The sequence below is a fragment of the Pseudomonas sp. LBUM1660 genome, assembly GCF_059695935.1.
Map to the genome: position 1 here is coordinate 6212780 of NZ_CP166795.1, position 13822 is coordinate 6226601.

10 protein-coding genes are annotated in these 13822 nt (G+C 62.9%); all 10 read right to left on the reverse strand.

Going from position 1 to position 13822, the window contains the following annotated elements:
- Positions 1-14: 14 nt before the first annotated feature.
- On the reverse strand, positions 15-1016 hold the full coding sequence (locus tag ACA068_RS28910; protein WP_497306447.1) for a serine/threonine-protein kinase: 1002 nt from the start codon (positions 1014-1016) through the stop codon (positions 15-17).
- Positions 1013-1741: a PP2C family protein-serine/threonine phosphatase gene (locus ACA068_RS28915; RefSeq protein ID WP_497306448.1), complete on the reverse strand. Its 729-nt coding sequence runs from the start codon at positions 1739-1741 to the stop codon at positions 1013-1015. The genes ACA068_RS28910 and ACA068_RS28915 overlap by 4 nt, the downstream gene beginning before the upstream one ends.
- Positions 1741-5280 (reverse strand): type VI secretion system membrane subunit TssM, encoded by a 3540-nt coding sequence (gene tssM / locus ACA068_RS28920; RefSeq protein ID WP_497306450.1) that lies wholly within the window; start codon positions 5278-5280, stop codon positions 1741-1743. The genes ACA068_RS28915 and tssM overlap by 1 nt, the downstream gene beginning before the upstream one ends.
- Before the next feature lie 13 nt (positions 5281-5293).
- Positions 5294-6169 (reverse strand): type IVB secretion system protein IcmH/DotU, encoded by an 876-nt coding sequence (icmH, locus tag ACA068_RS28925; RefSeq protein ID WP_461977899.1) that lies wholly within the window; start codon positions 6167-6169, stop codon positions 5294-5296.
- Positions 6170-6174: 5 nt separating this feature from the next.
- Positions 6175-7506: a type VI secretion system baseplate subunit TssK gene (gene tssK, locus ACA068_RS28930; protein ID WP_094469962.1), complete on the reverse strand. Its 1332-nt coding sequence runs from the start codon at positions 7504-7506 to the stop codon at positions 6175-6177.
- A gap of 2 nt (positions 7507-7508) precedes the next feature.
- Positions 7509-8009, reverse strand: a complete 501-nt coding sequence (gene tssJ / locus ACA068_RS28935) for a type VI secretion system lipoprotein TssJ (RefSeq protein ID WP_497306452.1) — start codon at positions 8007-8009, stop codon at positions 7509-7511.
- A 5-nt stretch (positions 8010-8014) separates the two neighbouring features.
- Positions 8015-9211, reverse strand: a complete 1197-nt coding sequence (gene tagH / locus ACA068_RS28940) for a type VI secretion system-associated FHA domain protein TagH (protein WP_010465268.1) — start codon at positions 9209-9211, stop codon at positions 8015-8017.
- A 17-nt stretch (positions 9212-9228) separates the two neighbouring features.
- Complete coding sequence (locus tag ACA068_RS28945) at positions 9229-9369, reverse strand: hypothetical protein (protein ID WP_007894589.1); 141 nt, start codon at positions 9367-9369, stop codon at positions 9229-9231.
- A 270-nt stretch (positions 9370-9639) separates the two neighbouring features.
- A complete protein-coding gene (locus ACA068_RS28950; RefSeq protein ID WP_497306455.1) occupies positions 9640-11157 on the reverse strand; it encodes a sigma-54 interaction domain-containing protein in 1518 nt (505 codons plus the stop codon).
- 10 nt (positions 11158-11167) lie between these two features.
- A complete protein-coding gene (gene tssH, locus ACA068_RS28955; protein ID WP_497306457.1) occupies positions 11168-13816 on the reverse strand; it encodes a type VI secretion system ATPase TssH in 2649 nt (882 codons plus the stop codon).
- Positions 13817-13822 lie beyond the last annotated feature (6 nt).

Sequence of the window (13822 nt, forward strand, 5' to 3'; positions counted from 1 at the left end):
TCGGTAGTCATCCGTTACGCCCGCAGTCGCAGGCGCTGCAGCAAAGACGAAGTGGCGCCCATGGCGTCACGCAGTTGGGCGGCGGTGATGGTGCGCTTGGCCGCATCGAAAGCCAGCGCCGTTCGCAGGGCTGGCCAGCAGTGTTTCGGTAGATTGCGCGGTGCGTGCAGCTCGCGGTCGAGGTGCGCGTCGCGGGCCTCGACTGAAGACAAGCGACGGAACGGGTGTTTGCCGCCCGCCAGTTCGTAGAGCACGCAGGCCACGCCGTACACGTCGGCACTGGCCGACAGCGGTTGGCCTTCGAGCAGCTCCGGTGCGGCGTAGCCCGGGGTCCAGGCGTTGAAGCGGTCGCGGCTCAGGTGTGGCAGGCCGGGCAGGATGCCCTCCTCTGCCTGGCCGAGACCGAAGTCGAACAGGCGCACGCCTTCTTCGCTGAGCATCACGTTGCTCGGTTTCATGTCACCGTGCAGCACGCCGCGAGCGTGGGCGTAGGCCAGCGCGTCGAGCAGCGGCAGCGCGATGTCGCGCAGTTCTTTCCACGGCAGGCCCAGGGGGCGCTCGCAGAGCAGTTTGTCCAGGGTCAGCCCACGCATGAGTTCCATGGTGATGAAGGCGCGCTGGCAGTCGGTGTCCACTTCAAAGCTGTGCAAGCGCAGCACGTTGTCGTGGCGCAGGCGCCGGATCAGGGCGAACTCGCTGTAGAGCAAGGCGCTGGCGTCCGGCGATTCGGCAAATTCTTCGCTGAGGATCTTCAGCGCGATGTAAGGGTCGGGATCGCCGAACTGTTCGCTCAGCAAGTCCCGTGCGCGGTAAACCGCGCCCATGCCGCCGGCACCGAGCAGACGCTCGATGCGGTAACGGCCCGCGAGCACGTCGGGCATTTCGCCGACACTGGCCTTGGTCGGCGCCAGTGCAGGTTCCGCCTGATGAGATTTGGCGAACGCAAAGTAAGTCAGGTTATTGGCTTCCTCGTCGGTCACCAGCAGGTCGTCGAGCGGCGGCATGAGTTGGGTCATTGTCGGATCACCACGGCAGTCAGGTTGTCCCGGGCCGAGCCACGCAGGGCGCCGTCGAACAGACGCTCAAGCGCAACGTGCGGCGCGGTCAGGCTCAGGGCATTGCCCAGGGCATCGCTGCTGAGCCCTTGGTACAAACCGTCGCTGCACAACAGGAACGTATCGCCGGGGTAAACCTCGACCTCGAGCACGTCCAGCGTCAGCACATCGGCGGCCCCGACCGCACGGGTCAGGGCATGGGCCGACGGATGCGCACGGGCGTCTTCGACGCTCATGTTTTGCTCGTCGATCAGTTGCTGTTGCAGCGAATGGTCCTTGGACAGCTGATACAAGCGCTGGCCACGCCACAGGTAGCAACGGCTGTCGCCGGCCCAGATGCAGGCCGCGCGATTGCCTTCCACCAGCAGCGCCACCACGGTGCTGCCCATGATGCTGTCGTGGCGTCCGGCGGTGACGGTCAACTCCTGGCCCAAGCGGCGATTCAACCAGTGCAGGCACTGGCGGATACCTTTGAGTCGTTCGTCGAAGTCGTCCTGCACCGGCAATTCCGCCAGGCTGGCGACGATCAACTGGCTGGCAATGTCGCCCCCCTGATGACCGCCCATGCCGTCCGCGACCACCCACAGCCCCTGCTGTGGACAGTCGAGAAAAGCATCTTCGTTGCGCGCCCGAACCTTGCCCGGATCGGTACGCGCAGCGCTGCGCCAGGGACTGGCAACCAGCATCAGAGCTGCACCGGCATACGGAAGGTGCGCAGCACGCCCATGTCGAACGGGTTCGGTGTGCGCTGGCTGCTGAGCAGGTAATTGGCGCGCAGGCCACCCACGTCAGCTTTGAGTACCAGCACATCGCGACCGCTCAAGTACTCGGTCTGCATCAGGTCGAACAGACGAAACAGCGACCATGGGCCGGTGTTCTTTTCGATACCGATCGGGCGGCCGGCCATTTTGTCGAGGACCAGGCTGGTGCGACCGTCTTCAGCGTCGGTCGGCCATTTGAACGACACCGGCACGATCGGGCCGTGGCGGTATTCGATGGTCTTGTCGCCAAACTTGAACTCGGAACGGCTGACGGCCGGGTCGAGGGTGTACGGCTCCAGTTTGAACTGCACTTGCGGCTCGGCCGGGTTGACCGAGAAGAAGCTCTGGCGAATCACTTGGGCCGCAGCCATCTGGTCGAGGTAGACCTTGGAGATCGGCATGCTGTGGCCGTCGATGGTGCGCAGGCGGTAGTTGCCCGGATCGCCACTGACGAATGGACGCATGTAGGTCTCGAAGAAGCGATCGTTGATGCCCTGCGCCTTGAAGAACTCGCGGAAGTCGCTGATCGCAACGTCGCTGGTGCTGTGGGCGCTGAACGGGTATCGCTTGTTGATCGCCTTGCCGTAGAAGCTGTACAGCTCGCTCTGATAACGCTGGTTCAGGTACTGGTAGGAATCGTTCAGCACCAGACGCCAGGTATCTTCGGCCAGGACGTTGAACCAGACGCTGACCGGACGCGGCAGACGGTTGGAGGCATTGCGCAAGTTGCTCAGCGCATCACGCTGGCCGCTCATGCGGGTTTTGGCCATTTCGAACGCGGCCTGATCCGGGGAACTGGCACGCGCCAGGCTCGCCAGTTGCAGTTGCAGGTCGTTGAGCGCCGTCAGTGCCGGGGTCAAATCAGCGGCTGGGCCGTTGTTGTCATCCAGCAGACGGTGCAGCGGTTCGAAGCGGCGTTGCAGGGATTTCTTCGCGGTGTCTGGCAGGTTCTTGATCGCGGCCATCTCCGAGGCCTGGTCCGCTGCGGCAGACGCCAGTTTGCCCAGCTTGCCCAATTTGCCTTTCTGATCGGCCAGTGCTCCGGCGGCATCAGCCGCTTGATCAGCCGGTTCGGCTTCTGCCGGGAACCGGGTGTTCTCGCGCACTTCCACCAGCAGTTGCAGCACTGGGGAGTTGGCGGAAGTCAGGCCCGCCAGTTGCTCGGCGCCCTCGCCCGCATCGTTGATCGGTGGCAGGGCAACCTGGCCGACTGCTTCGCTCCAGAAGTTGGCGTAGTCGCGGAAGTACAGTTGCTCCAGTTCGACCATCAGACGACGCAAGTCCATGCCGCTGATGCCCGAGCCTTCGCCCAGTACCCAGTTGTCACGCAGGATGTCGGTGACCAGCGCACTGCCCTGAACCGAGAAATACTGCTGATAACCCTGTTGGGTGTAGAAGCCCGGGATCACGTAATCGGTGCCGACAAACAGCGAAGCCTGCGGACCGATGTGTTGGCTCAAACGGTATTCCGGCAGGTTGCGGGCCTGCTCGCGCAGCATCCGGTAAACCACGTTGGCCAGCGATTCGCTGCGCAGGACCTGACGCGCTTGCGCCACCAGTTGATCGTTCAGCGGGTAGATAAACGGCTGCTTGAGCAAACGCTCGAAGTGCGTGTTCAGGCCGTTCTGCACCGCGGTGTTGCCGGCGTAACGCTGGGACCAGTCAGTGGCGACCCAATCCTTAAGCCATGGGCCGTCACGACGATCTTTCATGTTCAGCATCAGGTACGCGCGCAGGCTGTTGAGCAGGCGTTCGCGGTCCTTCATGTTGGCGCGGATCTGCCCTTCCAGCAGGGTCGCGACCTTCGGCAGCAGTTGCGCTTCGAGTTCACGCTCGTAGGCGTCCTTGACCACTGGATTGACGTCTTCGCCTTGGTACAGGCCGCCACGTTCGTGGTAACTCACGTCACCTTTTTTCGGGAAGACTTGAGTCGCTGCGTAGCTGGTGTCGAGGGACTTGAGCACCGCCATGGAATCATCACGCGCGGTCAGGGCCGAGCGCTGTTGAGTCCAGTTTGTTGCCAGATTGCGCAGGTTTTCCAGACGCTCGTAGTTGGCGGAGAAACCGCCCGCCCACAGCATGCCGAACAATGCCAGTGCCGCCAGTGCGCCGACGTACAACGCACGTTGACCCCAATGGATGCGGCTGCGTTCGCGCTTGTCCAGACCGGCTAGGTCGGCCTCGGGGAAAATCACCCGGCTAAGCAAATGGTGAATGAACCGCGAACGGCCACTGCGCAAGGTCGGCAGCATGCCGGCGCTCATGCCCAGACTGGCGCCGATGCCGGCGGTGGTCTGGTCCATCTCTTGAGTCAGGTGCGGCGCGCTGGTCAGGTAGAAACCGCGCAATTGGCTGACACGCTGGTAGCGGTTGCCGGTGAACGCCATGTCGACGAACAGGCACAAACGCTCGCCGATCTGCCCCAGTTGATGCGGGAAGTCGAGAATGCGGCCACGGCGCTGGGTGTCGCGCTCCTGGTGCATGCGCATGATGACCTGGCTGTTCAGGCGACGCAGCAGCTCTTCGAACTCGGCGCGCAGGACGGCGACGTCGGTGCCGCTCTGTTCCTTGCGGAAACTGGTGCCGAGTACCTGATCGCTTTCTTCGCGGGTCAGCTGATCGAAGAACTCGTCGAAACCGAGCAGCTTGTCAGCCTTGCTCAGCACCAGATAAACCGGCACATCGACGTGCAATTTCTGATGCACATCCTGCAAGCGAGCACGCACCTGGCGAGCCAACGTGTCGAGGTCCTGCTCGGTGTTGCCCAGCAGCAGTTCAACCGGGATGGTCACCAACACGCCGTTCAACGGGCGGTTGCGGCGACGCTTGCGCAGCAGGTCGAGCAAGGTGCTCCAGGCGCTGCCGTCGACTTCGGCATCCGGCTGGGTCAGGTAACGCCCGGCGGTGTCGATCAGCACACCGTGGTCGGCGAAATACCAGTCGCAATGACGGGTGCCGAGGGTGTCGCGGGTCAGTTTGCGGTCGATCTTGTTGATCGGAAACTCAAGGCCCGAGAAGTCCAGCAGGCTGGTCTTGCCGCTGCCCTGCGGGCCGATCAGCAAGTACCACGGCAAATCACTGCGCCAGCGCTCGCTGCGACCGCGATACAGGCTCGAGGTCTTCAGGGTTTTCAGCGCATCCTTGAAGCGCACGCGAAGCTCTTTCTGCTCTTCGTCGATCAGCTCTTCGCGGCGGATACGATCCTGACCGTCTTCGGTGTCCTCGACCGCTTTTTTGCGCACACCGGCGCGCCAGCTGACGAAGACCATGGTCAGGCCCCAGATCAGGAACAGCACACTGATGGTCAGCAGGCGGGCGGTCGAACCTTCCCAGAACTTGTAATCGTCCACCGCCAGCAGCGGCCCGACGAACCACACCAGCAGCGCGACAAACAGCACCACCAGCAAGGTCCAGACCCAGGTCTTGCGCAAGAATGCGCCGACTTTCTTGAAAAACTTTTTCATCACACGTCCCTGTTTACGGCTGCGACTGCGGCTGGACCGCGGCCGGATCTAGCTGCTGAAAAGGTTGCAGAACGGTTTCGCGTTGCTCGCCCAACACCCAGGCGAAACCCGAATACATCACCACCAGGCAGACCACGGTGAACAGCACCACCATCCACGCCGGCACGATGCGCACCAGGCTGCGGCGCTGATCGTTCAAGCCTTCCCAGTGCGGCGAAAGCTCACGTGGCACGTCGCCGCGCAACTGACGGATCTGGCGATACAAGGCGTCGCGGATGCCTTCAAGTTCGAGCATGCCGCGGGCTTGCACGCGGTACTTGCCTTCGAAACCGAGGGACAGGCACAGGTACATCAGCTCCAGCATCGGCAGGTGCTTGACCGGGTTTTTCGACAGGCGATCCAGCAACTGGAAGAACTTCTCGCCGCCGAAGGTTTCGTTGTGGAAGCTGCTGAGCAGGCTCATCTGCGACCACTCGCTTTCGTTGCCCCACGGTGTGGTCACGACGGCTTCGTCGACCACGGTGCAGAGCACGTAACGCGCGGCCATCACCTGGCTGCTTTCGGCGCCGTTGTGCAGGGCGCGCACTTCAAACAGTTTCAGCCCGGCGGTCAGTCGCTCGTTGAGCGCGTACATGTCTTCGCGGGTGTCGCTGTGCTTGAGCCGCACCACTTCCGACAACAGATCGGACGCGGCGGCCACCAGCGAATTGAGGCTGATGTTGAAGGACTCCGCCGGGCGCAAACGCGCCGCGTAAATCATCCGTTCTTCGAGCTGTTCAAAACGCGGCGGTGCGGCGAAATCGGTCAGCGGACTCTGCGCCGGGCCGTGGCCCTGGCGGTCGAGCAGGACGGTTTTATCGTCCTGGTTGTGTTCCATGTCCTTGATCATGTCGGTCAGTTCCTGATGGCCCAGAATTTCAGTTCAAGCTCGGCGAATTCGCCGGACACGTGGAACGCGAAGCCGCCGGAGCGTTCGAGTTGTGCCAGGTCTTCGGAACTGAGTTCGAGAATGAAATAGGTTTTGTTGGAGTGGAACGCGATCTGCCGCGGGGCCACCGGCAACGGTTTGACCTTGATGCCCGGCAGATGCAGGTTGACCAGTTGGCGGATGCGCTCCACCGGGCCGACCTTGAGGTGCGCCGGCAAGCGGTGGCGCAGTTCTTCGGAGTCGCAGTTGGCGCTGGCCGCGAGCACGAACGAGGCCGAGCCCAGCAGTTTGTGGTCGTGCAACGGCGAGACGATGATCCCGTACTGACGCGCTTGCAGCACCAGTTCGATGGCGTGCTGTTCGAGCACCATCGACAGCACCTGACGAATCGCTTCCATCAGTTTGCGGAAACTCGCGCCCTGGTCGCTGTGCTGATAACGGCTGTCCAGACGCGGGCGTTTGCTGTCGCTGGAGAAGGTTGCCAAGTCGCCGAGCATGGTCAGCAGCGTGCGGTACAACTCTTCCGGGTGAACCTGCTCCAGGCCGAGGTAGTGGCGCAGCAGCAGTTCGGTGCGGTTGATCAGTTGCAGCATCATGAAGTCGCCGACTTCCGCGCCACCGACTTTGCCGTTGGAGCGGATGCGCTCGGCGATGGTGTCGCCCCGGTGACCGAGCATGCTGATCACTTCTTTCAGGCACGACAGCAAGTAGCTGGAGGCATGCGCCTGAATGTAGGTCGGCACGAAATCCGGGTCGAGGCTGATGACGCCGTCGGGCGTGGTGTCGAGCACTTCACAGATCTTCAGTTTCACGTAGGCCTGGTCGCTCTGCTGCTCGCCGAGCAACAGTTTGAAGTCCGGGCGGCCGCAGCTGACCTGGCTCGCGGAATCGTCACCGGCGTTGGAGTCGGCGACTTCCGCTTCATACGCGGTGTAGCGCGCCAGCACGTCGGATTGCTCCGGGCGGCGGGACTCGATGTGATTGCCGGTGACCAGCGGCAGCGCCAGGTAGATCGGCGTGTTGCCAGTGTTCGGCGGCACGTCGAGGGCCAGCGGCTCAGTGTTGCCGCCGAGTTCGAACAGGCTGCCGTCCGGCAGAATCCCCGAGGCCTGGCTGATCACCAGTTTGCCCATGTTGAGGAACTGCAAATCGATTTCCAGATTGAGGAAGCCCCAGGTGTAGCTGCCCAGTAACTGGGTACGGGTCTTCATCTGGTGGTCGTAATAACGGTCGTTATGCTGGAAGTGCTGCGGACGCAGCAGCATGCCTTCCTGCCAAATGACTTTATGGGAGTTCATGTTCAGTCATCTGCCTTGGCGAGCGTTTCGTTGCTGTTGCGGATGCCGGCCTGATCGAGGGTCAGGTCTGCGTCGGTGACTTCCACCGGGGTGATTTGCACCGTGTAGCGCCACTTGGTTTCCGGCAGGTCACGGTAGGCGGCGAGGATGCCAACGTAGCGGCTGCCCTCCTCCACGCTGAGTTTCATCTCTACGGTTTCACCTGGACGCAGTTCAATTTCTTCGCTGGCCACCAGGTCCGGGGCCAGGGATTCCTTGGCGCGCTCGTACAGGCTGAAGAAGTCAGCGTTCTCGAAGGTCACCGGGTGCTTGAGCTCGAACAGGCGCACGACGATTGGCGACGGACGCCCGTTGAGGTCCGGGTTCAACTGATCGCTGGCGGTGAGCTTCAGGTTGAGCTTGGTGACGTGGGAATACGGCGACAGCGACGAGCAGCCAGCCAGCAGCACCAGGGCCGCGAACGCCGTCAGCGTCTTGAAAAAAGCGGTCGAGCAGCGAGACATGCGCATCATCCTTGGTGGTCGGTGTGAAGGGTGGAAATCAGGCGAATCTGTTCTTCGTAGGCCTGGGCAAAGTCGCGGGCCAACAGACGCTCGCTCCAGTCATCATCCTGGCGCAGGGCCTGGTGATAACGACCGTAAGCTCTCCAGCGGCTGCCGGACGTGGCCAGCAACGGCTTGTTGTCGCGCTCGAAACGCAGGGTCAGTTGCTGCGGCGAGAAGTGTTCCAGCGTGCCGCGAACGGCGGCACGGCTGGCGGTCAGCAACGCCACCTGATGCGCCTGCAAATCGCGGAACGCACGGGAGATCGCTTGCTCGGGCGGCATCTGGCCCGGCTTGTTCGGCTGCAACAAGATGCCCAGCGCTTCGCCGGCATCGACGGCGAATTTCAGCGGGTTTTTGTGGGTGCCTTGCACCGTGGTCTGGGCCAGGCGCAGTTCGTTTTTCAGTTCGCTGCGGGTGCGCAGGCTCTGCTGCAAACCGCCGACGCTCTGCTTGAGCAAGCGGGCAGCGTTCAGCGCAAGGGCTTCGCGGGCGTCGTGGTCGAGGCCTTTGAGGTCCACGCCCAGCGCGGCACCAAAATGCTCCCAGAATCCTTCGCTCTGACGCTCGACCGCTTTGGGCGGTGGCGCAGGGGCTGGCTCTGCCGGGGCGTTGATCAGCTCCGGGACCATCAGGCTTTCCATGTCGATGCGCGCATAGTCAGCGCGCTGACGGGTGTCCTCGATGGTCGTGCTCGGGGAGATCAGTTCGTCGATTTCCGAATACACGCGCTCTTGCTGATCGAGGGCGTTCAGCGGGTCGAGGTCGAGGAACGCATCGTCCGGAATGATGCTGCCGGCCGCTTGCGGACGACCGACTTCCACGTCGAAGGTCGCCGGGTCGCGCACCAGCCGCGCACGGATCTCGAAATCACCCAGCACATACACGCTGCCATGTTCGATGCGCATCGCTTCGCCCTTGCGCAGGCGCGCGCCGCTTTCGCTGTCCTGGATACCGTTGCTGCTGGTATCGGTCAGGAAAAACGTGCCTTCGCGGTAGCTGATCAACGCGTGGTGGTTGGACAGGTGACGCTTGCGGTCCGGGATGATCCAGTCGCAGTCCTCGCCCCGGCCAATCACGCCACCGGCCTGCTTGAAGGTCTTCTGGCACAAATCCGTGGGCACGAACTGCTTGGTGTTCAGCATTTCGAAAACCAGTTCCATGGTGATACTCCTTGCGGTCACTTGCCGCGATTGACCGCCTGCGGATCACCCAATGGGCGATAGGTGTTGTCGTTGTATTTGTAATTGCCGCTACAGCCGCCGAGGCCGCATAAAACGACGAGGGTCAGCAGGACGGCTTGCCAGTGACGAACAGGCATCAGAGGGTCTCCAGGGGTAGACAAAGTACAAAGCGCCGACCCGGTTGGGCGGCGCTATCAGAAGCGGATGAGATGAAGCCGAGCGCTCTGGCCTGAGGATCTGGCACAAGTCCCTGTGGCGAGGGAGCTTGCTCCCGCTCGGCTGCGAAGCAGTCGTAGATCATCAGATGCGGTTTAACGGATGCACCGCGGCGCATGGTTTTGGGGCTGCTGCGCAGCCCAGCGGGAGCAAGCTCCCTCGCCACAGGTAGTGGTTGGCCGAAAAAAACGTTAACCATCGAAATCACCCAGATTGATATTCAGGCGCCCGAGGCGGTACAGCAGCGTGCGGCGCGGCAGGCCGAGTTCGCGGGCGGCGAGGGTCTGGTTGCCGTCGTTTTTGCGCAGGCAATCGAGCAGCAGGCTGCGTTCGACCTGCTCCAGGCGTTCGCGCAGGTTCAGGCTGTTGTCTTCCGGCATGGCCTCCATGCGCAGGGAGAAATGCTCGGCCAGCAACTCGCCGCCCTCGCACAGCAGCACCGCGCGTTCGACCAGGCCTTTGAGTTCACGCACGTTGCCGGGGAAGGCGTAACCGGACAGGTGATCCAGCGCCGCATCGGACCAGCGCACTGCATCGCGCTGCAAGAACGAGCACGCCTTGTCGGCGAAGTGCCGGGCCAGGTCGAGGATGTCGCCTTCGCGCTGACGCAGGGCCGGCAGCTCGATCGGGAACTGCGCGAGGCGGTAGTACAAGTCCTCGCGGAATTTGCCTTCGCTGACCAGCACCGACAAATCCCGGTGCGTCGCGGCGATGATGCGCACGTCGATCTTGTGGGTGTCGTTGGAGCCCAGCGGACGAATCTCGCCTTCCTGCAACACCCGCAGCAGCTTGGCTTGCAGGGACAACGGCATGTCGCCGATTTCATCGAGCAGCAAGGTGCCGCCATTGGCCGCATCGAACAGCCCGGCGCGGTCGCGGTCCGCGCCGGTGAATGCGCCTTTGCGGTAGCCGAACAGTTCGCTCTCCAGCAGGTTCTCCGGGAACGCCGCGCAGTTCTGCACGATGAACGCCTGGGAACGGCGCGGGCCACAGTCGTGAATCGCGCGCGCGACCACTTCCTTGCCGGTGCCGGTCTCGCCGCGCAGCAGCACGGTGTACGGGCTGTGCAGGACTTTGCTGATCAGCGAATAGGTCTCGCGCATGGCCTTGCTCTTGCCGATCAGGCCATAACCGCTGGCGCTCGGAACGCTGGCTTTCAGCGGTCTCGCCTCACCCGTCGGCTGCCGCAAACGCTGCAACAGATGCAGTTGGCCCAGCACGAACGAACCCAGTTGAGCGAGAGAATCGGCGAAGCCTTGCAGGTCGATGTGCCGGCGACTGGCGCACAGCAGCAAGCCTTCGACAGCTTTCTGTTGATTGACCAGCGGCACACACAACAGCGACTGCCAGGGCGTGGCTTGCGGTGGCAGGAAGCTGGTTTCGTGCAGGCTGCCGCTCAACTCGCTGAGGCTCACCACGCGGTTCTGGCACAGGGCGAATTGCAGCAGTTGTTCACCGTTGTAATCCGCCGGCAGGCTCTCCGCTTCCCGGGGTTGCAGGATGCCGTTGAGGCACTCGGCGTTCATCCCCAGGCATGTGTGAGTCGCGTCCAGCAGGTACAGCTGCGTCAGCTCGCAACCACTGAGTTCGGCCAACCCGCGCACGAAGTCACCCAGCAGCGCAGCGCCGTCCGCCGCGCGCGACAGGCTGGCGAACTGCGCCAGCAAGGCTTCGGCATAAACCAGCGGTTGCGGCACTTGAGTGAACATCACACCCACCTCAGGCGAACTCGCACGTCACGCTGGCGTTGCCGTCGAGCGTCGCGTGCACACGCTTGAGGCTTTCACCGGTGGCCATCGCATCGAGCAAGCGGTCGGCCACCAACGGCAGCACGTGCAGGTCGAGCAAATGATCGATCAAACGCGCGCCGCTGTCGCTTTGGGTGCAACGCTCGGCCAAGTGATCGACGAGATCCTGGGAGAAAGTGAAATCCAACTGACGACGGTTCAGACGCTCGCCCAGACGACCGAGTTTGATTTCGATCAGCTCGCGCAGCACCGGGCCGCCCACCGGGTAGTAAGGCACCACGCGCATCCGCGCCAGCAACGCCGGTTTGAAGTGTTTGCTCAGTACCGGGCGAATGGTTTCTTCGAGCACTTCGGCGGTCGGCCGTGCGCCGTTTTCGCAGAGCTCGCTGATGCGATCACTGCCCAGGTTCGAGGTCATCAGGATCAGCGTGTTGCGGAAATCGATTTCGCGCCCTTCGCCGTCGTTGGCCACGCCTTTGTCGAAGATTTGGTAGAACAGGTTCAGCACGTCCGGGTCGGCCTTCTCGACTTCATCGAGCAACACGACCGAGTACGGCTTCTGGCGCACGGCTTCGGTGAGCATGCCGCCTTCGCCGTAACCGACGTAGCCCGGTGGCGCACCGATCAGGCGCGAGACGGTGTGCTTCTCCTGGAACTCGGACATGTTGATGGTGGTGATGAAACGATCACCGCCGTACAACAAGTCGGCCAGGGCCAGCGCGGTTTCGGTCTTGCCGACGCCGCTCGGGCCGACCAGCAGGAACACGCCAACCGGGGCGTCAGGTTTGTTGAGGCCGGCAGCGGTGGCGCGCATTGAGCGGTCCAGCGCATGCACGGCTTGTTCCTGACCACGAATGCGCGTGCGCAGGTCGGTGGCGAAGCTGGCGACCTTGGCGTTGTGCTCGCGGGCCAGTTGCGCCAACGGCACGCCGGTCCAGGCGCTGATCACTTCAGCCACCAGACGCGGGCAGACCTCGAAGCTCACCAGACGTTCTTTGATTTGAAGCTCGGTCAGCGCTTTGTGAGTTTCGTTGAGTGCGGCTTCCAGGGTTTCGACGCTGTGCGCTTCGTCCACCACCAGGGTTTCGATCACGGTGCCTTCGGCGTCTTCTTCAACCGTGACGATTGGCTCGACGGCGGCGGCTTCTCGCGCCTTGGCCAGTTGCTGACGCAGGTCCAACAGGCGCTCGGCTAGTTCTTTCTGTTCGGTCCACAGGGTTTCCAGTGCGACCATTTCCTCTTCGGCGGCAGCCAGGCGATCTTCCAAAGCGTCCAGCGCTTCGTGATCGATCAGCAGACCGGCCTCGGCATCACGGCGCAGGGCCTGACGCTGACGGCCACCTTCAGCCAGTTCGCCACGCAGGCGCTCCAGGCTTTCCGGGGCGGCGGCGAGGCTGATGCGTACACGGGCGCAAGCGGTGTCCAGCACGTCGACGGCTTTGTCCGGCAGCTGACGGCCCGCGAGGTAACGCGCCGACAATTCCGCCGCCGCAACCACCGCGTCATCGCGCAGGTAGATGCCGTGGCTCTTCTCGTAGACCTGAGCCAGGCCACGGAGGATGGTCACTGCTTCGCTGACGGTCGGTTCGTGCAGTTGCACCGGCTGGAAACGACGGGCCAGGGCCGGGTCTTTTTCGAAGTATTTTTTGTACTCCGCCCAAGTGGTGGCGGCGATGGTGCGCAACTCACCACGGGCCAGGGCAGGCTTGAGCAGGTTGGCCGCGTCGGAACCGCCGGCATTGCCGCCCGCGCCGATCAGGGTGTGGGCTTCGTCGATGAACAGGATGATCGGTTTCGGCGAGGCTTTGACTTCGTCGATCACGCCTTTGAGGCGACGCTCGAACTCACCTTTGACGCTGGCACCTGCTTGCAACAAGCCCATGTCCAGCGACAGCAGCTCCACGCCTTTGAGCACTTGCGGCACTTCACCGGCGGCGATGCGCGAGGCCAGGCCTTCGACGATGGCGGTTTTACCGACACCGGCCTCGCCGACCACAATCGGGTTGTTCTTGCGGCGACGGGCGAGGATGTCGACCATCTGCCGGATCGCGCCATCGCGGCACAGCACCGGGTCGAGTTTGCCGTCGCGGGCCTGTTGGGTCAGGTTATGCGTGAAGCGCTCCAGCAGCGATTCACCCGGTACGGCAGGCTTGCCGGTGGCCGGTTGTTCTTTCTGCGACAGGGCGAATTCTTTCAGGCGCTCGATGTTCAGCTTGGCCAGCAACGACTGATAACGGCTGCCGGCGTAGCGCATCGGGTTGCGCAGCAGCGCGAGGATCAACGCGGCTTGCTCGACCTGGCTCTGGCCCAGTTCAAGGTTGGCCACCAGCAACGCATCTTGCAGCCACTGCACCAGTTCCGGGGCGAACACCGGGTTGCGCGACGCGCTGTGCTCGACCCGCGATTGCAACGCGGCGCTCAGTTCGCCGGCATCCACTTCGGCGTCTTGCAGCGCGCGTGCGAGCAAGCCTTGCGGGCGCTCCAGCAGGCCAAGCAGCAAGTCTTCGACGAGGATTTTGCTGCCGCCACGGGCGACGCAACGTTCGGCCGAACTTTCCAGGTCACGACGGGTTTCGGCGTCCAGCGCCTGGATAAGTTGTTGCAGGTCTACGTTGATCATGGGTCA